Raw genomic sequence first — 16,895 nt, forward strand, 5'->3', positions numbered from 1 at the left:
CTGGGCATGGCTAGCTCAGCGGCTTGCAGAGCAGCGCGTCGGGCACTCCGCCGTGGTTCCACTGGTAGGTGTACGCCACGCCGGCGAGGTACTCGGTGTCCTTGCACTGGCCCTTGTAGTAGCCCGGGGCCCAGTCGCTCGCGGTCGATCCGCCGCCCGCCGGGCGGTTGTCGCCCTGGTCGAACCAGATGAGGCGGCCCTGGCTGGCCGGCAGCGCCGTGGTGCTCGTCGCGCAGGCGAGCTTCCACATCGCCGCCTTGGTGCCGGTGCCGGTGCCGAGGCTGTAACCGACCGCGACCTCGCCGGGGTTGCACTGCAGCTTGCTGTAGCCCGAGGCCCAATCGTTCGTGATGTTGCCCTCGCCGCTCTGCACGCGCGGGTTGGAGGTGGCGATGTCGCCGACATCGGTGCAGAGGCCCCGGTTGGTGCTCCGCGCGATGCCCTGCAGGCGCTGGCTGTCGGGGCAGGTGCCCTTCCACTGGCCGGGCGACCAGTCGCCCGCCTGCAGCATGCGCAGCGACGACTGACTGTCGACGAAGCTGCCGCTGCCGATCATGTTCCAGCGCGGCGCGTCGGCCACGGGGCCGGTCTTGCCGTTCGCGTTCACGAGCTTCACCCACTGCGAGTAGCGCCAGTCGTCGGCGATGCTGAGCTTCGTGCCGTCGGGCTTGTAGGCGAGCAGCGCGTAGCCGTCGGCGAACGTGCCGTCGGCGCTCGCCTGCGTCACGAGCGGCCACGCGGCGAAGTCGCTGTCGTTGGCGGCGAGGATGTCGGTGAAGTTCGCCCACCAGGCCTTGTCGAGCGCGCCGGTGTCGGCGGCGTGGCCGATGCCGAACTCGCTGAACCACACGGGGGCCGTGTAGTGCTGGTTCGCCGTGGTGACGTAGGCCGCGGCCCGGTTCACCTCCGCCACGAGCTCGCTCCGGGTGAGGTCGCGGTAGCGGGGGTCGTGGGTCTCGCCGAGTCCCGTCGCACCCGTGTGCTTCGGCCCGGTGTAGGCGTAGATGTGCGCGGCGTAGACGAGCTTGTCGGGATACGGGAGGGCGTTCGAGAGGTTCGCGACGGGCTTCAGGTGCGGGCGGTCGTGGAACAGGCCGTCGAGCGGGACGCCCTGCCAGTTGATGCCCTCCATGATGACGAGCACGTCGGGGTTCGCCTGCTGGATGGCGACGCCCGCCCGCTGGAACGCCTGGTAGAGGTCGTTGCCGTCGCCCATGCCCCAGTTGGCGTCGTTCCAGACGTCGCGGCGGACCTCGTTGCGGAGGTCCATGCCGACGACGCGCGGGTTGTCCTCGTAGCGCTCGGTCAGCATCACCCAGTCGCTGATCCACTTCTCGGTGGTCTGGCTGCTGTACCACTTCGAGTTGCCGTCGTCGGCGCCGCAGCACCAGCGCGACGTCGTGGTGTGGTTGTTGAGGATCACCGCGAAGCCGTCGGCCGTGAGGGCGTCGACCACCGCGTCGAAGACCTGCAGCGGGGTCTTGCCCTTCAGCGAGGGGTTCGCCGCCACGGCGACGTCGGGCACGGGGGCGGTCATTCCGAGCATCTCGTTCGAGTACGACAGCCGGATGCTGTTGAGCCCGAGTCCGTGGAAGTCGCTCATCAGCGTCGCCATCGGCACTCGGTCGAGCCCCATGGGGATGTCGTAGCTCATGCCGCTGTTGTGGTTGGCCGGGTCGTTCTTGTCACCGCTGCCGTTCCAATGGCCCTGTGCGCCGTCCCAGTTGGCGGACTCGAGCTTGAAGCGGTCGCCGTCGGCGTCGACGATGTACCGGCCCCTCGTGCTCAGCGGCGGCGTCCACGACGCCGCGAGCTGCGGCCCGGTGACCTGTGCGATCGGCGTCGACTCGGTCGCCGCATGCGCGGGGACGATGGCCGAGACGGCGAGCGCCGCGGTGACCGCGGCCACTGCGAGTGTCGCGATGCGACGATGCATTCGAACCTCCCTGTTCGTTTCTCCGCGTCGTCACGCTGTCGGGCTGCACTCGCGGCGACGCCTGGCGGTCGCAATGCTATGGGGGTGCCAGCCGCAATGTCAACGTAAACATGTTTGCGTTGCCAGAGCACGTCGGCGCACATCGGTCAGGATTCGAGAAGCGTCGGGGCGGGCCTCGCTCGTAGCGTGATCGACATGTCAACCATCGAATCCATCACCCTCGACGTCGACGACCCCACCGCCGCCGACCGCTTCTACACCGACGCCCTCGGCCTCGACGGACGGGTGCGCACACGGCTCGCCACTGAGCCGTCGACGGGCTTCCGCGGCTACACGCTGTCGCTCGTCGTCGCGCAGCCCGGCAACGTGCAGGCCCTCTTCGACGCCGCCGTCGCCGCCGGCGCCACGGTGCTGAAGCCCGTCGCCAAGTCGCTCTGGGGCGTCGGCGCATCGGTGCAGGCGCCCGACGGCGCGATCTGGAAGTTCGCGACCTCGGCGAAGAAGGACACGGTTCCCGTCGGCCGCGACTTCGATCGGCTCGTCCTGCTGCTCGGCGTCGACGACGTCCCGGCGAGCAAGCGCTTCTACGCCGAGCACGGCTTCGCCGTCGGCAAGAGCTTCGGCAGCTACGTCGACTTCGACACGCCCCGCAGCCCGATCGGCCTCGGCCTCTACAAGCGCCGCGCGCTCGCGAAGGACGCGGGCGTGCCCGAGGAGGGCTCTGGCTCGCACCGCCTCGTGATCGCGAGCGGCGACGGAGCGTACACCGACCCCGACGGCTTCGCCTGGGCGCCGGTCACGGCCCCCGCCGACGTGTGAGTCGTCGCGGTGCGGCTCAGGGCGTTCCGACCCTGAGTCGCACGTCGACGACGTCGCCCACCTCGAGCGACTCGGCGCTGCGCACCCACGCCTTCACGGGCACGATGTAGCCGCCGTCCTTCGGCCACAGCGCGGTCGGCCACTCGCTGTCGCCGATGCGCACGATCGCCGGCACCATGCCCCAGCCGTAGCTCACGAACGGCGCGATCGCCGCGAGGGCGTCGCACGCTGCGTCGGGCACCGTCACGAAGTGCCACGGGGCGGGACCGCGCCAGAACCACAGCGCACCGCTGAAGTCGAGCTCCATCGGCTCAGGATACGGGTGGCGTGTTCACGCCGGCGCGTTCCACCGCCCGAGCTTCTCGGGGTTGCGCATGACCCAGGCGTTGGTGATCGCGTCGCCGCGCACCTCGATGACGGCGACGGTATCGACGATCCCGTCCTCGCCGAAGGCGAGCGTGAGCCCGTCGGCCGTCTCGTGCAGCGACCACTCGAGCGCCGGACCGCGCTGGGTGAGGGTGCCGGCGATGAATCGGGCCACGCGGTCGGGGCCGAGCACGGGGCGTCGCGTCGCCGAGACGAATCCGCCCCCGTCGGAGTGGAGCACGACGTCGGGGTCGAGCAGCGACAGCAGCGACTCGAGCCGCCCCGTCCCCGCTGCGGCGACGAACGCGCGCACGACCTCGTCGTGGCGCTCGCGGCTGACGACGCCCGCTCGTCGCTCGCGCACGTGCCGGCGGGCGGAGGCGGCGAGCTGCCGGCAGGCCGCGGACGTTCGTCCGACGACCTCCGCGATCTCGGCGAACGGCATCGCGAACACCTCGTGCAGCACGAACGCGACCCGCTCGGCGGGGGTGAGCGACTCGAGCACGACGAGCAGCGCCGTCGAGACCGACTCGTCGAGCATCGCGCGATCGAGCGGGTCGTCGACGGCCCGCACCGCGAACCGTGCGGCGTCGGCGGTCGGCAACGGCTCCGGGAGCCACTCGCCGACGTAGTGCTCGTGTCGCCGACGTGCCGAGCCGAGCTGGTCGAGGCAGATGCGGCCCACCGTGCGCATCAGCCACGCGCCGGGCCGGTCGACCGAGTCGCGGTCTGCGGGAGGCATCCGGTACCAGCGGGCGAAGCCCTCCTGCACCGCGTCCTCGGCGTCGGCCACCGTGCCGAGCATGCGGTAGGCGAGGCCGACGAGGGCGGGCCGCTCGGCGTCGAGCGCCTCGTCGCGCGCGTCGGTGGGAGCGATGGGCGCATCGGGCATGCCCCCAGCCTCGCACGCGGCGACGCGCCCGGCACCTTGCATTCCGGCGGGCTGCGTCGTCGAGATGGTGAAGGGGCGAACGGATGCCCCGCCCGCCGCCGCATCCGCGGCCCGAATGCAGAGGAGCCCATCATGAAGATCGCCGTTGCCGGGGGAACCGGAACCGTCGGACGCCACGTCGTCGACGTCGCCCGCGAACGCGGGCACGAGGTCGTGGTGCTCACCCGCTCGGCCGGGGTCGACGTGATCTCGGGCGAGGGACTCGCCCGGGCGCTGCAGGGCGTCGACGCGGTCGTCGACACGAGCAACGTGACGACGCTCGACGCGAAGAAGGCCGAGGCGTTCTTCACGACGGGGTCGCGGAACCTGCTCGCCGCAGAGGCCGCGGCCGGCGTGCCCCACCACGTGCTGCTCTCGATCGTTGGCATCGACCGTGCGCCGTACGGGTACTACGCGGCGAAGCTCGCCCAGGAGCGCGTCGTCGAGCAGGGCGACGTGCCCTGGACCATCCAGCGCGCGATGCAGTTCCACGAGTTCGCCGGGCAGATGCTCGAGGGCATGTCGTTCGCGGGCGTCCACCTCGCGCCGAAGGTGCGCACCGCGCCGGTCGCGGCGCGCGAGGTCGGCGAGCGACTCGTCGCGCTCGCTGAGGCCGGCCCCGCCGGGCACGTCGCCGACCTCGCCGGCCCGCGCGAGGAGCGGCTCGAGGAGATGATCCGCAAGCTCGCCAGAGCCCAGGGCCTGAGGGGACCGGTGCTGGCAGTGTCACTGCCCGGCAAGCAGTTCGCCGCGATGCGATCCGGCGTCACGTTGCCCGGTCCGGGCGCCGTGCGTGCGACCCGGACGTTCGACGAGTGGGTGGCCGACCGATAGCCTGCACCGGTGAAGACCATCGATCTCGCCGGCATCGCGGCGCCCAACGTCGTGCTCGGACTCATGCGCATCGAGCAGCTCGGCGACGACGAGGTGCGCACCCTCATCGGCACGGCCCGCGACGCGGGCATCGACTTCTTCGATCATGCCGACATCTACGGCGAGACGCTGCACGCCTGCGAGCGCCGCTTCGCCGAGGCGATGCAGCTGACGCCCGCCGAGCGCGAGCAGGTCACCCTGCAGACGAAGTGCGGCATCGTGAAGGACGGCCCGTACTTCGACTTCTCGTACGAGCACATCATCGAGTCGGTCGAGGGGTCGCTCGAGGCGCTGCAGACCGACTACCTCGACATCCTGCTGCTGCACCGCCCCGACGCCCTGGTCGAGCCCCACGAGGTCGCCCGGGCGTTCGACGAGCTCGAGGCGTCAGGGAAGGTGCGCGCCTTCGGGGTCTCGAACCACACGCCGAGCCAGCTCGAACTGCTGCGCCGCTCGGTGCGGCAGCCGATCGTCGCCAACCAGCTGCAGCTGTCGATCACGCACGCGCCGATCATCGCGCAGGGCATCTCGGCGAACATGCAGGGGTTCTGGCAGTCGACGATGCTCGACGGCGGCATCGTCGACTACTGCCGGATGAACGGCATCACGATCCAGGCGTGGTCTCCACTGCAGGCGGGGTTCTTCAGCGGCGTGTTCCTCGGGTCGGCCGACTACCCCGAGCTCAACTCGGCCATCGACCGGCTCGCCGAGAAGTACGACGTGGCGCCGATCGCGATCGCGACCGCGTGGATCACCCGGCACCCCGCGAACATGCAGGTCGTGCTCGGCACGACCAACCCGTCGCGCGTCGCCGACGCGGCGGCGGGCTCGGCCGTGCCGCTCACGCGCCCTGAGTGGTACGAGCTCTTCCGCGCCGCCGGCTACCAGGTGCCCTGAGCGCCCTCAGGCCGGTCGCCACCGAGGCCGTCCGTACCGACGCCTCGCGATCTGGTGGGCCGTCGCGCTCGCGCGCATCGTCGCGACGGCGCACCGCTCGCCGCGCTCAGCGGATCCGGCGGGGAATCGCGCCGGCGGCTGTGTGGATTCGTGGATGTGTGGACGCCTCGGGTGTGGATTTGTGGATTCATGGACGCCTCGGGTGTGGATATGTGGACTTGTGGACGCCTCCACGGAAGTGGATCTCCCGCCCAGCCAGATTCAGCCCGATTCAGCGCGATTCAGCGCGATCTCGTCGACGTGCCGGCCGTCGCCGGCGTCGACCTTGCGAACGCGGCATCGAGGATGCTGCGCCGGAGCCCGTTCGCCCGCTCGGCGAACCCGCGCTGCCGACGCACGTACTCGGCCTTGCCGTCGGGCGTCTCGATGCGCACGGGCTCGCCGCCCCACGGCTCCATGTCGTAGGGCGACGCCTGCATGTCGAGATAGCGGATGTCCCTGGCCAGCTCGAACGCGTCGAGCAGCAGCTCGCCGGGCACGAGCGGACCGAGCTTCACGGCCCACTTGTAGACGTCCATGTTGGCGTGCAGGCAGCCGGGCTGTTCGAGCCTCGGCTGCGTCTCGCGGGTCGGCTCGAAGCGGTTGCGCGGCACCGCGTCGGCCGTGAAGAACCGGTAGGCGTCGATGTGGGTGCAGCGCAGCTCGTGCGCTTCGACGACCTCGTCGGTCGCGGCCTGGCCGAGCCGCAGCGGCACGGGGTGGCGGTGCTCGCGCTGGCGGTACACCATCGCCCACTCGTGCAGCCCGAAGCATCCGAACGCGCCCTGGCGTGACGCCGTGAGCCGCAGCATGCGCTCGACGGTCGCGAGCATCGGTCCCTTCTCCGCCTGCATCGCGTCACGGTCGACGACGAGCGATCCGGGGGAGCGGCCGGCGCCGTACCAGCGCCACTCGGCGCGAGGCGTGCCGGCGGCGCCGTCGAGCTCGAGGCCGGGGCCGGGATGCCAGCGGCGCAGCAGGCTCGGCGAGTACGAGTAGTACGTGAAGAGGAAGTCCTCGATGGGGTGCTTCTCGCGCGCCGCCGCGCGGGCGCGATGACCGGCCGTGAGGGCGTCGGCCCGCTCGGCGTGCGCCCCGGCGCGGGCACGCCAGTCGTCGGCGGCGAGCACGGTGGTCATGCTCCAAGGGTACGTTCCCGGCCGGTCGAGGAGCGCGAAGCGCGTATCGAGGCCACCGTCGGCGAGGGCTCGTGGTCTCGATACGCCCCTGCGCGCCCACTCGACCACGGATCGCATGTCGGCGGCGGGTGCGAAACTGGGCGCGTGCTGCTCCAAGAGCTCGTCACCACCGCCGACGCCGTCGCGTCGACCCGGTCGCGCCTCGCGAAGGTCGACGCGCTCGCCGAACTGCTGCGCCGACTCGAACCCGACGAGATCGCGCCCGCCGTGGGCTTCCTCGTCGGCAAGCCGCGACAGGGTCGGGTCGGCGTCGGCTGGCGCGGGCTCGCCGCCGCGGTCGATGCCACGCAGGCGGCAGTCGAGCCGTCGCTCACGGTCGACGAGCTCGACGAGACGCTCGACCGGCTCGCCGCGGCGGGCGGTGCCGGCTCGTCGGGCGACCGTGCTCGCGAACTGGCCGACCTGCTCGGGCGCGCGACCGACCGCGAGCAGCACTTCCTCGGCGGCGTGCTGCTCGGCGAGATGCGCACGGGGGCGCTCGAGGGCGTGCTCACCGATGCGATCGCACGCGCGGCCGACCGGCCGGGCGACGTCGTGCGCCGTGCGGCCATGCTCTCGGGCGACCTCGGCGAGACCGCGCGGCTCGCGCTCACCGGTACGGTCGAACAGCTCGAGGCGGTCGGGCTCGTCGTGGGTCGGCCCGTGCTGCCGATGCTCGCCGCGACCGCATCGACGCCGACCGCCGCGATCGAGCTCACGGGTGAGGCATCCGTCGAGTACAAGCTCGACGGCGCGCGCATCCAGGTGCATCGCGAGGGCGACGACGTGCGGGTCTTCACGCGCAATCTCGCCGACGTCACGCACCGGCTGCCCGAGGTCGTCGAGGTGGTGCGTTCGCTGCCCGTGCGCGACGTGATCCTCGACGGCGAGACGCTCTCGCTCGACGAAGAGGGGGCGCCGCGCCCCTTCCAAGAGACGATGTCGCGGTTCGGCGCCGAGCGCGCCCGCGAGACGGTGCTGCATCCCTGGTTCTTCGACGTGCTGCATGTCGACGGACGCGACCTGCTCGACGAGCCGCTCGCGACGCGGCTCGCCGAGCTCGAGCGCATCGCGCCCGCGCACCGCATCCCCGGAGAGGTGACCGCCGACGCCGAGACGGCCGAGCGGGTCTCGGCCGAGGCACTCGCAGCGGGGCAGGAGGGGGTCGTCGTCAAGGCGATCGGCTCGACGTATGCCGCCGGGCGGCGCGGGTCGAGCTGGGTCAAGGTCAAGCCGGTGCACACGTACGACCTCGTCGTGCTCGCGTGCGAGTGGGGTTCGGGGCGCCGCACGGGCTGGCTCTCCAACCTGCACCTCGGCGCACTCGATCCCGATGGCGAGTTCGGCGAGCCCGGCGGCTACGTCATGGTCGGCAAGACGTTCAAGGGCCTCACCGACGAGCTGCTGCGTTGGCAGACCGAGCGCTTCCAAGAGATCGAGGTGCGGCGCACCCCGCACACGGTCTGGGTCGAGCCGGTCACCGTCGTCGAGATCGCGATCGACGGCGTGCAGCGGTCGAGCCGCTACCCCGGCGGCATCGCCCTGCGCTTCGCGCGCGTCAAGGGCTATCGCGACGACAAGCGGCCGGCCGACGCCGACACGATCCAGACCCTGCGGGGGCTGCTGCGCGGGTGACGGCCGGTCGCCCGGCCGATACTGTGGCAGCGTGAACTGGCAACTGCTGGTTGTGCTCACCCTGCTCGTCGCGTCGATCGTGATGTTCGCGATCAACCGTCCGCGCATGGACGTCGTCGCGGTGGGTCTCCTCGTCGCCCTTCCGCTCACCGGGGTGCTGACGGTCCCTGAGACGCTGTCTGGGTTCTCCGACCCCAACGTCGTGCTCATCGCCGCGCTCTTCGTGATCGGCGAAGGGCTCTCGCGCACCGGGCTCACCTACCGGCTGGGCGACTGGCTCTCGGCGAGGGCCGGAACGAGCAGTACCCGGCTCATCGTGCTGCTCATGCTGAGCGTCGCGCTGCTGGGCGCCTTCATGAGCTCGACCGGGGTCGTGGCGATCTTCATCCCGGTCGTGCTGAGCATCGCCACGCGACTGCGCATCTCGCCGCGCCAGCTCATGATGCCGCTGAGCTTCGCCGCGCTCATCAGCGGCATGCTGACCCTCATCGCCACCGCGCCGAACCTCGTGATCGACGCCGAGCTCGTGCGTGCGGGCGAAGCGGGGTTCGGGTTCTTCTCGGTCACCCCGTTCGGGCTCGTGGTGCTCGCGCTCGGCATCGGCTACCTGCTGATCGCCCGCCGGTTCCTCGGCGCCGACACGGCCGACGACTCGGCAGCGGACGACCGCACGTACGGTCACCTCATGCGCGACTACCGGCTCGCCGACCGCGATCGGCGAGTGCAGGTCGGGCGCGGGTCGCCGCTCATCGGGCGGAGTCCCACCGAGATCGACCTGCACCGGCACGGCATGCGCGTCATCGCCGTGGAGCGCCGTCGGTGGCTGCAGCGCACGCTCCGCGTCACGGCGACCGGACTGTCGTCACCGGTCGTCAGGGGCGACGTGCTGCTCGTCGACGTCTTCGCACCTCGCGACGACCTCGCCGAGGACCTGCGCCGCCTGCACCTGCGCGTCCTCCCGGTCGACGAGGGGTTCCTCGCCGAGCGATCCCGCGAGGTGGGCCTCGGCGAGGTGATGCCGCCGCCGAATTCGGCCGCGCTGGGCCGGACCGTCGGCGAACTGCGCACCCGCGAGCTGTACCGGATCGACGTGATCGGCCTGCGTCGCGGCACCGAGGCGTTGCCGGGCTCGCTCGCCGCCGAACGCGTACGACTGGGCGACACCCTGCTCGTCGTCGGGGCCTGGGACGACGTCAAGCGGCTCACCGCCCGCAGCACGGACTTCGTCGCACTCGAGCTTCCCGCCGAGGTGCGCGAGCAGTCGCCCGCGGCGAACCGCGCGCCGTACGCGCTGCTCAGCGTCGTCGTCATGGTCGTGCTCATGGTCACGGGCATCGTGCCGAACGTGATCGCCGCGCTCATCGCGTGCCTCATGATGGGCGCGTTCGGCTGCATCGACATGCCGAGCGCCTACCGGTCGATCCACTGGCCGACGCTGTTGCTGATCGTGGGCATGCTGCCCTTCGCGCTCGCCCTCGAACGCACGGGCGGCATCGACCTCGCGGTCGACGCCCTGACCGGCCTCCTCGGCGAGGGGAGTCCCGTCGTGCTGCTCGCGGGCCTGTTCGCCACGACCGCGGTGATCGGGCTGTTCGTGTCGAACACCGCCACGGCGGTGCTCATGGGGCCCGTGGCGATCGCCACCGCCGAGAAGCTCGGGGCCTCGCCGTACCCGTTCGCGATGGTCGTCATGCTGGCAGCCTCGGCCGCGTTCATGACGCCCGTGTCGTCGCCCGTGAACACGCTCGTGCTCGGACCGGGCCGCTATCGGTTCGCGGACTTCATGCGGATCGGCTCGCCGTTCGCCCTCGTCGTGATGATCGTGGCGATCACCATGGTTCCCTGGCTGCTGCCGCTGTACCCGAACGGTTGAGCCGTCTCAGCGCGGCGTGATCGAGTCGACGAACTCGTACGCCTCACGCGCGACCTCGCGCCACCGATCGACGCCCTCGCCGACGGGCACGACCGCCCACTCCCGCATCGGTCGCCCGCGCATCACCATGTTGTCGAGGCCGGACTCCTCGATGCGGTCGGCATCGAGCTTCACGACGAGGTCGCCCTGCGACGACACGAACGCGAAGAACTTGCCGCGCACCGACAGGCCCTCCGAGCCGAACATGCGGCCGAAGCCCACGTCGGGCTCGGCGAGCAATGCCGGCGCGAGCTCTTCGAGGAGTGCGAAGCCCTCGTCGCGCGTCGCCACGTCGTCGGTCCTCCCGCTCAGACGTTCACCCGTCGACCCTGATCCCCGTCATCGGGACTCCGGCCCGGTCGTACGCGAGGCTGATCGCGCCGCTGCGGTACGTGCGCGCGGGCTCGGCGAGGGTGAACGCCGCCGGCTTCACCCCGTCGCGGAAGACCCGCTTGCCGGTGCCGAACGCGACCGGGTAGACGAACAGGTTCAACCGGTCGACGAGGTCCTCGTCGAGGAGGGTCTGCAGCAGGTCGCCGCTGCCGATCGTGTGGATCTCCGTGAACCGCTCCTTCACGGCGGGCAGGTCGCGTGCGGCGTCGCCGAGCACGGTCGTGCCCTCCCACTCCGCGTCGCGGAGCGTGCGCGAGACGACGAACTTCGGCACCGAGTCGAACTTCTCGGCGATCGGACCCGTCTGGTGCGGCCAGTACGCCGCGAAGATGTCGTAGGTCTTGCGGCCGAGCAGCAGCGCGTCGAGCCGGTCGATGCCGGCCATGATGTCGGCACCGTTCTCGTCGTCGAGGTACGGCGCCTGCCATCCGCCGTACGGAAACCCGTGCTCCTCGTCTTCGTCGGGGCCGCCCGGGGCCTGGTACACCCCGTCGAGCGTGACGAACAGGTCGGCGGCGATGATGCCCATGATTCGCTCCTTCGCATGCCGGGCGGTACGGGCGCCTCGGCTCGTCGTCGGTGCGGTTCGCGGGCGTGCTCCGCACCGCTCCCCATCATTCGCGCCTTCGGCCCGGGATGGAACCCCCGGGCGGGAGTTCCTACAGTTCCGCCGGGGATGCCGCCGCCGACGTCGGCCGAGAAGCTGTCGTCCGCCCTCGGAAGAGCGCGCGATGCGCCGCGGGGCTCACGCCGAGCCGGCGCTGGAAGTGGTGACGCAGCGTGACGGCGCTGCCGAAGCCCGATCTCGCGGCGACGAGCTCGACCGGGACGTCGTCGCTCTCGAGCATCGACCTCGCATGGTCGACGCGCTGCTCGAGCAGCCACTGCTGCGGACTCGTCGCCGTTCGATCGCGGAACCGCCTGGTGAAGGTGCGCCGGGAGAGGTGCACCGCCCTGGCCCACGAGTCGAGGTCGATCGGGTCGGCCACGCGCGCCCTGGCCCACGCCATCGCCACCTCGATGGGATCGTCGCCCGCGGGATCGGCGATCGGCACCGGGATGTACTGCGCCTGTGAGCCGCTGCGATGCGGTGCGAGCACGAGCGACCGGGCGTACCGGGTGGCCGCGGCGCTGCCGTGGTCGGCGCGAACGAGGTGCAGGCAGCAGTCGAGCGCGGCGGCGACCCCCGCGGAGGTGACGACGTCGCCGAGGTCCGACCAGAGGATGTCGCGGCGGACGACGACGCCGGGATGCTCGTCGGCGAGGCGGTCGGCGAGCGCCCAGTGCGTCGTGACCTCACGGCCGTCGGCGATGCCGGAGGCGGCGACGACGAACGCGCCGAGGCAGAGTCCGACGATGCGCACGCCGCGAGCGTGGGCCGTGCGGATCCACTCGAGCAGCCGCCCGGACGGCTCGCGATCGACGGACCAGCTCGGGATCACGATCGTATCCGCGTCGTCGAACGCCTCGAGCCCCGCGTCGACCGCGATCGAGAAGCCGGCTCCGGTCGTGAGCGAACCGGGCCGCTCGGCGCAGACCGTCACCCGGTAGAGCGCTTCGGCGCCGTCGAGGCCCGCCGCCCCGAGCACGAGCGTGGGCACCGAGAGGTGGAACGGGCTCATTCCGTCGAACGCGAGCACGACCACGCGGGGCAGGGGCGAGGCATCCATGTTGGCCCGATCTTATCGCAGCATCGCCTGCGGGCCACTGGCTCGACAGTGTTCGAGCCGCGAGCATCGGAACATGACCGAAACCTCCACGTCCACGACCACCGCCGCCACCGCCCTGTCCGTCCGTCTGGTCGGCGGCCCGACGCTCGCGTTCGAGTACGCGGGCCTGACCTTCCTCACCGACCCCACCTTCGACGAGCCGGGCGTGTACCCGGGCCGCGTCGACCTGCACAAGCTCACCGGTCCGGCGCTCTCGCCCGACGAGCTCGGCCGCATCGATGTCGTGCTGCTCTCGCACGACGAGCACGCCGACAACCTCGACCACGCCGGGCGCGACCTGCTCGCCCGGGTGCCGAAGGTGTTCTCGACGCCCGGCGCGGCCGAGCGCATCCCAGGCGTGACGGGGCTCGAGAACTGGCAGACCGTGCAGGTCGGCGACGTCGAGGTGACCGGTGTTCCGGCGCTGCACGGCCCGGAGGGCGCCGAGGCCGTGACGGGCGTCGTGACCGGGTTCGTGCTGCGGGCTCCGGGCGAGCCGGTCGTGTACGTCTCGGGCGACAACGCCTCGGTCGACGTGGTGCGCGAGGTCGCCGAGCGGGTCGGGCCGATCGAGGTCGCGATCCTGTTCGCGGGCGGGGCGAACGTCGGCGCGTTCGGCGACGTCGACATCACGCTCAACTCGGGCACGGCGATCGCGGCGGCGATCGCGCTCGGCGATGCGCTGATCGTGCCCGTGCACGCCGAGGGCTGGGGTCACTTCACCGAGGGCGTCGACGAGCTCGCGCGTGCGTTCGCACGAGCGGGGCTCGCCGATCGCCTCCGCGTGCCCGTCCGGGGCGGGAGCGTCTCCGTCGGCTGATCGGCCCGCCCCCGACCGGGTGCCCGCCGTGCCGCGACGGCGGGCACCCGCACCGCGCACGACCGGCGCTCAGTGCTGCTCGCCCACCGGCCCGGGCGCCCCGGCCAGACGACGTCGCCAGACGACGACGTAGCCGGCCGCGGCCACGACCGCGACGACGGTCGCGGCCGTGAAGACCGACTCGACGCCGAACGAGGCCGCGCCGAGGCCGGCGATCGCCGAGCCGAGGGGCAGCGCGCCCCAGCTGATGACGCGCGACGCGGCGTACACCCGGCCGATGAGCCCGGCGGGCGTCGTCCGCTGCCGGATGACCGAGACGACGATGCGCCAGATGCTCGAGCCCGCCCCTGCGACGACGACGCCGGCGGCGACGGCCCACAACGGCGCGCCGAACGCCGACGGGGCGACGAGGGCGATCGTGCCGAGGCAGTCGACGAAGAGCAGCACGCCACTGCCGAACGTGCGTTGCAGCGCGCTCGTCACGAGCGACGCGCCGATGCCGCCCGCGGCCATCGCCGTGAGCAGCCAGCCGTACGCGGCGGGGGAGAGGCCGAGCGGCCCTGGTGCGACGGCGTGCACGACGAAGAGCGCGAGCCACATGCCCCACACGAGGTTCATCGCCGCGGTGAGCAGCGTCAGCGAGCGCTGCAGCGGATGCCGCCACAGGAAGAGGATGCCGTCGCGCACCCGGCCGGCCCGGGCGGAAGGTGCGCCGCTTCCCGCCGTCGTCGCGACACCGGACCGCGACCGACGCCATCCCGCGGCGAGCCCGACGGCGGCGAGGCCCGCGAGCGCGTACAGGCCGCTGCCCGTCGCGGCGGACAGCGCCGACGAGATGCCGACGAGCCATCCCGCGAGCGGTGGGCCGACGAGCTGGTTCGCGACGTTCACGGTCGCCTCGAGGCGGGCGTTCGCGCTCGTCAGGGCGCTGCCGGGCACGGTCGCCGGCACGGCGGCGACGAGCGACGTGTCGACGAGGGTCTCGGCGACACCGTAGACGAACGCGGCACCGAGCACGGCCGCGACGACGGGCCCGTCGAGCACGACGACGACGGCGAGCCCCGCGAAGGCGATCACGCGGATCGCGTTGACGGTCGCAAGCAGGCGCGGTGCCGGGACCCGGTCGACGATCCACCCCGCGTGCAGCCCGAAGAGCGGCCACGCGATCGTCGCGATCGTCGCGACGAGCGCGATCTCACCCGGCGACGCGCCGGCGGTGAGCGCGATGAGGGGCAGGGCGGTGAGCATGACCCCGTCGCCGAGGTTGGCGGCGCCCGCGCCGGCCCACAGCCAGCCGAACGGCCCGGGCTTCGTCGCCTCGTCGGTCGCCTCACCAGTAAAACGCTGCATAGCGGTGAGGCTACGCTTGGAGTGTGTAACCTGTCAATCCCATCGAACAGGTGAGAGAATGGGTCAGTGGAATTCGAACACGTCGCGAACTCCCTCGCGCTCGAGCTCGTGAACTCGGTGACCGGCCGCGACCAGAAGACCGACTGGCTCGCCGACCCCGCGGTCGCCGCAGCGTGGGCCGACTCGCTCGGGCTGCCGCTCGAGGCGACGATCGACGAGCAGGGCCATCGGCGGCTCGCCCGGCTCCGCACCGCGATCACGGAGGTGTTCGCCGCGATCGCCGCGGGCGAGACCGGCGATCCCGCGGCGGTGCGCGTCATCGCGACCGCCCACGCCCGCGGCCTCGAGGCCCACGGATTCGTCGTTGACGGAGCATCCGTCTCGCGCGACTGGCCCAAGCGCTGGGGCGTCGAGGCCCTCGTCGCCCGCTTCGCCGAGTCGGCGGTCGACGAGCTCACGGGCGACCGGCTCGCGCGCGTGAAGGAGTGCCCGAGCTGCGGTTGGCTGTTCGTCGACACGAGCCGCAACCACGCGCGCCGCTGGTGCTCGATGGAGATGTGCGGCAATCGCGACAAGGCCTACCGGCACTACCATCGCCGTCGCACCGCGATCGACCCGGTGGAGGATGTCGCGGGCCCGGCGTAGCCTGTGCCGCGTGACGGCCGCGACCGCCGGCCGCTCGAGGAGGGACGGACGATGGCCAACCTGGTCGTGCACTTCGAGATCCACGCGAGCGAGCCGCAGCGGCTCGTCGACTTCTACTCCCAGCTGCTCGGGTGGAGCTTCACGCAGTTCGGCGACACGCCCTACTGGGTGATCGACACCGGTGAGGGCGCCATCGGCAACGTCGAGGGCAAGCCGGGCAACGGCATCAACGGCGGGCTCACGCAGCGACAGGGTCCTGCGCCCGAACCCGGTGCCGCGGTCAACGGCTGCAACATCGTGGTCGGCGTCGATGACGTCGATGCCCTCTTCGCGCGAGGCATCGAACTCGGCGGGACCGAGGCGCTGCCGCCCGAGGACATGGAGGGCGTCGGCCGCGGCGCCTACCTCCACGACCCCGACGGCAACCTGTTCGGGCTCATCACGCCGGTGATGAGCGACGGCACGACGGCCATGTAGTGCTCACCCCGCGCGCTCGAACCAGTCGAGTGCGAGCGCCGAGACATCGTCGGGGGCGTCGTCGGTGATGAAGTGCGCGGCGCCGTCGACGAAGGCGAACTCGAGGCGGTCGGCGAACCGGGCCGGATCGCCCGAGATCCGCCGCACGAGGTCTTCGGTGAACGGCTCGTCGTGGCGGCCGAACACGATCAGCGTCGGGGCATGCAGGCGCTGCTTCTTGTAGGCCCCGCGGAAGATCCGGCCCGCCTCGGGCAGGATCATGCCGCGGTACAGCCTGCCGATCGCGCCGTCGATCTCGGGTCGGCGCGTCGGTGAGAGGTACGACTCCACCGTCTCGGGCGCGAAGCCCTGCGCCGCGTACTCGTCGGTGAAGAGCCAGGCGAGCGAGCGGCCGCGTCGGTGCAGGCTGAGCGGCGGCAGGTGATCGAGCCCGCTCATCAGCTTCGGGCTGAACGACATGAACGTCGGCGGCACCGAGAGCATCACCATCGAGGCGACGCGCTCGGGGTGGGCATAGGCGAACTGCGCTCCCGTGATCGCACCCATGTCGTGGCAGACGAGCCGCACCCGGTCGAGCTCGAGCACGTCGAGCAGGGCGACGAGGTCGTGCAGTCGCGTCTCGCGCCGGATGCGCGGGTCGTCGGCCGCCGTCCAACCCGCGCCGCGGAGGTCGGGGCAGATCGCCCGGTACCCGTGCTCGGCGAGCCGCGGTGCGATCTCGCGCCACTGCCACCAGTGCTGCGGGAATCCGTGCAGCAGCACGACCGGCTCGCCCTCGCCGATCGCGGCGACATGGCTGCGCAGGCCGGGCGTCTCGACGACGAAGTGGTCGAAGCCGGTCGCCGCAGGCAACGGCGGCGACCAGGTCGACGCGTCGGCGGGGACGGTGCGGGGAACGGATGCGTCCATGATGAC

17 protein-coding genes are annotated in these 16,895 nt (G+C 71.8%); 8 read left to right on the forward strand and 9 right to left on the reverse strand.

Going from position 1 to position 16,895, the window contains the following annotated elements; translation table 11 throughout:
• Nucleotides 1-10 precede the first annotated feature (10 nt).
• Entirely contained in the window at nucleotides 11-1,936 is a 1,926-nt protein-coding gene (locus ACFWGP_RS05825) for a glycoside hydrolase family 5 protein (RefSeq protein ID WP_376930349.1), read from the reverse strand.
• Nucleotides 1,937-2,131: 195 nt separating this feature from the next.
• Between ACFWGP_RS05825 and ACFWGP_RS05830 the strand changes: the two genes are divergently transcribed.
• Nucleotides 2,132-2,755, forward strand: coding sequence for a glyoxalase (locus ACFWGP_RS05830; RefSeq protein WP_376930350.1), 624 nt, complete (start codon nucleotides 2,132-2,134; stop codon nucleotides 2,753-2,755).
• Between the two features lie 16 nt (nucleotides 2,756-2,771).
• Here ACFWGP_RS05830 and ACFWGP_RS05835 read toward each other — a convergent pair whose 3' ends face one another.
• Together ACFWGP_RS05835 and sigJ are read right to left on the reverse strand one after the other, a co-directional pair.
• A complete protein-coding gene (locus ACFWGP_RS05835) occupies nucleotides 2,772-3,062 on the reverse strand; it encodes a DUF1905 domain-containing protein (protein WP_376930351.1) in 291 nt (96 codons plus the stop codon).
• Nucleotides 3,063-3,086: 24 nt separating this feature from the next.
• Complete coding sequence (gene sigJ, locus ACFWGP_RS05840) at nucleotides 3,087-4,013, reverse strand: RNA polymerase sigma factor SigJ (RefSeq protein ID WP_376930352.1); 927 nt, start codon at nucleotides 4,011-4,013, stop codon at nucleotides 3,087-3,089.
• 132 nt (nucleotides 4,014-4,145) lie between these two features.
• Between sigJ and ACFWGP_RS05845 the strand changes: the two genes are divergently transcribed.
• Nucleotides 4,146-4,886 carry an SDR family oxidoreductase gene (locus tag ACFWGP_RS05845; protein ID WP_376930353.1) on the forward strand — a complete coding sequence of 247 codons (741 nt, stop codon included), beginning with the start codon at nucleotides 4,146-4,148 and terminating at the stop codon, nucleotides 4,884-4,886.
• A 9-nt stretch (nucleotides 4,887-4,895) separates the two neighbouring features.
• On the forward strand, nucleotides 4,896-5,822 hold the full coding sequence (locus ACFWGP_RS05850) for an aldo/keto reductase family oxidoreductase (RefSeq protein WP_376930354.1): 927 nt from the start codon (nucleotides 4,896-4,898) through the stop codon (nucleotides 5,820-5,822).
• Nucleotides 5,823-6,103: 281 nt separating this feature from the next.
• Here the strand turns inward: ACFWGP_RS05850 and ACFWGP_RS05855 are convergent, their stop codons facing one another.
• On the reverse strand, nucleotides 6,104-7,000 hold the full coding sequence (locus ACFWGP_RS05855; protein ID WP_231431854.1) for a 3-methyladenine DNA glycosylase: 897 nt from the start codon (nucleotides 6,998-7,000) through the stop codon (nucleotides 6,104-6,106).
• 144 nt (nucleotides 7,001-7,144) lie between these two features.
• Between ACFWGP_RS05855 and ACFWGP_RS05860 the strand changes: the two genes are divergently transcribed.
• Together ACFWGP_RS05860 and ACFWGP_RS05865 are read left to right on the forward strand one after the other, a co-directional pair.
• A complete protein-coding gene (locus tag ACFWGP_RS05860) occupies nucleotides 7,145-8,674 on the forward strand; it encodes an ATP-dependent DNA ligase (RefSeq protein ID WP_376930355.1) in 1,530 nt (509 codons plus the stop codon).
• A gap of 31 nt (nucleotides 8,675-8,705) precedes the next feature.
• Entirely contained in the window at nucleotides 8,706-10,547 is a 1,842-nt protein-coding gene (locus tag ACFWGP_RS05865) for an SLC13 family permease (RefSeq protein ID WP_376930356.1), read from the forward strand.
• A gap of 6 nt (nucleotides 10,548-10,553) precedes the next feature.
• Here the strand turns inward: ACFWGP_RS05865 and ACFWGP_RS05870 are convergent, their stop codons facing one another.
• From ACFWGP_RS05870 to ACFWGP_RS05880, 3 genes are all read right to left on the reverse strand, one after another.
• Nucleotides 10,554-10,877: a TfoX/Sxy family protein gene (locus tag ACFWGP_RS05870; protein ID WP_231431851.1), complete on the reverse strand. Its 324-nt coding sequence runs from the start codon at nucleotides 10,875-10,877 to the stop codon at nucleotides 10,554-10,556.
• Nucleotides 10,878-10,902: 25 nt separating this feature from the next.
• A complete protein-coding gene (locus ACFWGP_RS05875) occupies nucleotides 10,903-11,508 on the reverse strand; it encodes a dihydrofolate reductase family protein (RefSeq protein WP_376930357.1) in 606 nt (201 codons plus the stop codon).
• 130 nt (nucleotides 11,509-11,638) lie between these two features.
• Complete coding sequence (locus tag ACFWGP_RS05880) at nucleotides 11,639-12,649, reverse strand: GlxA family transcriptional regulator (RefSeq protein WP_376930358.1); 1,011 nt, start codon at nucleotides 12,647-12,649, stop codon at nucleotides 11,639-11,641.
• A gap of 73 nt (nucleotides 12,650-12,722) precedes the next feature.
• Between ACFWGP_RS05880 and ACFWGP_RS05885 the strand changes: the two genes are divergently transcribed.
• On the forward strand, nucleotides 12,723-13,508 hold the full coding sequence (locus tag ACFWGP_RS05885) for an MBL fold metallo-hydrolase (RefSeq protein WP_275506420.1): 786 nt from the start codon (nucleotides 12,723-12,725) through the stop codon (nucleotides 13,506-13,508).
• A 69-nt stretch (nucleotides 13,509-13,577) separates the two neighbouring features.
• Here the strand turns inward: ACFWGP_RS05885 and ACFWGP_RS05890 are convergent, their stop codons facing one another.
• A complete protein-coding gene (locus ACFWGP_RS05890; protein ID WP_376930359.1) occupies nucleotides 13,578-14,858 on the reverse strand; it encodes an MFS transporter in 1,281 nt (426 codons plus the stop codon).
• A gap of 66 nt (nucleotides 14,859-14,924) precedes the next feature.
• Here ACFWGP_RS05890 and ACFWGP_RS05895 point away from each other — a divergent pair, with 66 nt between their 5' ends.
• Both ACFWGP_RS05895 and ACFWGP_RS05900 read left to right on the forward strand, forming a co-directional pair.
• Entirely contained in the window at nucleotides 14,925-15,503 is a 579-nt protein-coding gene (locus ACFWGP_RS05895; RefSeq protein WP_376930360.1) for a CGNR zinc finger domain-containing protein, read from the forward strand.
• Between the two features lie 51 nt (nucleotides 15,504-15,554).
• Nucleotides 15,555-15,980, forward strand: coding sequence for a VOC family protein (locus ACFWGP_RS05900; RefSeq protein ID WP_231431845.1), 426 nt, complete (start codon nucleotides 15,555-15,557; stop codon nucleotides 15,978-15,980).
• A gap of 3 nt (nucleotides 15,981-15,983) precedes the next feature.
• Here ACFWGP_RS05900 and ACFWGP_RS05905 read toward each other — a convergent pair whose 3' ends face one another.
• The gene (locus ACFWGP_RS05905) at nucleotides 15,984-16,889 is read right to left on the reverse strand and encodes an alpha/beta fold hydrolase (RefSeq protein WP_376930361.1); all 906 of its coding nucleotides are present in this window, start codon (nucleotides 16,887-16,889) and stop codon (nucleotides 15,984-15,986) included.
• Nucleotides 16,890-16,895: the final 6 nt, after the last annotated feature.

The sequence above is a fragment of the Agromyces sp. NPDC127015 genome (genome assembly GCF_042725165.1).
Classification (GTDB): domain Bacteria; phylum Actinomycetota; class Actinomycetes; order Actinomycetales; family Microbacteriaceae; genus Agromyces; species Agromyces chromiiresistens.

Coding starts and splice junctions, on each gene's coding strand:
- ACFWGP_RS05825 (WP_376930349.1), bottom strand. CDS start 1,936: ATGCATCGTCGCATCGCGACACTCGCAGTGGCCGCGGTCACCGCGGCG.
- ACFWGP_RS05830 (WP_376930350.1), top strand. CDS start 2,132: ATGTCAACCATCGAATCCATCACCCTCGACGTCGACGACCCCACCGCC.
- ACFWGP_RS05835 (WP_376930351.1), bottom strand. CDS start 3,062: ATGGAGCTCGACTTCAGCGGTGCGCTGTGGTTCTGGCGCGGTCCCGCC.
- sigJ (WP_376930352.1), bottom strand. CDS start 4,013: ATGCCCGATGCGCCCATCGCTCCCACCGACGCGCGCGACGAGGCGCTC.
- ACFWGP_RS05845 (WP_376930353.1), top strand. CDS start 4,146: ATGAAGATCGCCGTTGCCGGGGGAACCGGAACCGTCGGACGCCACGTC.
- ACFWGP_RS05855 (WP_231431854.1), bottom strand. CDS start 7,000: ATGACCACCGTGCTCGCCGCCGACGACTGGCGTGCCCGCGCCGGGGCG.
- ACFWGP_RS05875 (WP_376930357.1), bottom strand. CDS start 11,508: ATGGGCATCATCGCCGCCGACCTGTTCGTCACGCTCGACGGGGTGTAC.
- ACFWGP_RS05880 (WP_376930358.1), bottom strand. CDS start 12,649: ATGGATGCCTCGCCCCTGCCCCGCGTGGTCGTGCTCGCGTTCGACGGA.
- ACFWGP_RS05885 (WP_275506420.1), top strand. CDS start 12,723: ATGACCGAAACCTCCACGTCCACGACCACCGCCGCCACCGCCCTGTCC.
- ACFWGP_RS05890 (WP_376930359.1), bottom strand. CDS start 14,858: ATGCAGCGTTTTACTGGTGAGGCGACCGACGAGGCGACGAAGCCCGGG.
- ACFWGP_RS05900 (WP_231431845.1), top strand. CDS start 15,555: ATGGCCAACCTGGTCGTGCACTTCGAGATCCACGCGAGCGAGCCGCAG.
- ACFWGP_RS05905 (WP_376930361.1), bottom strand. CDS start 16,889: ATGGACGCATCCGTTCCCCGCACCGTCCCCGCCGACGCGTCGACCTGG.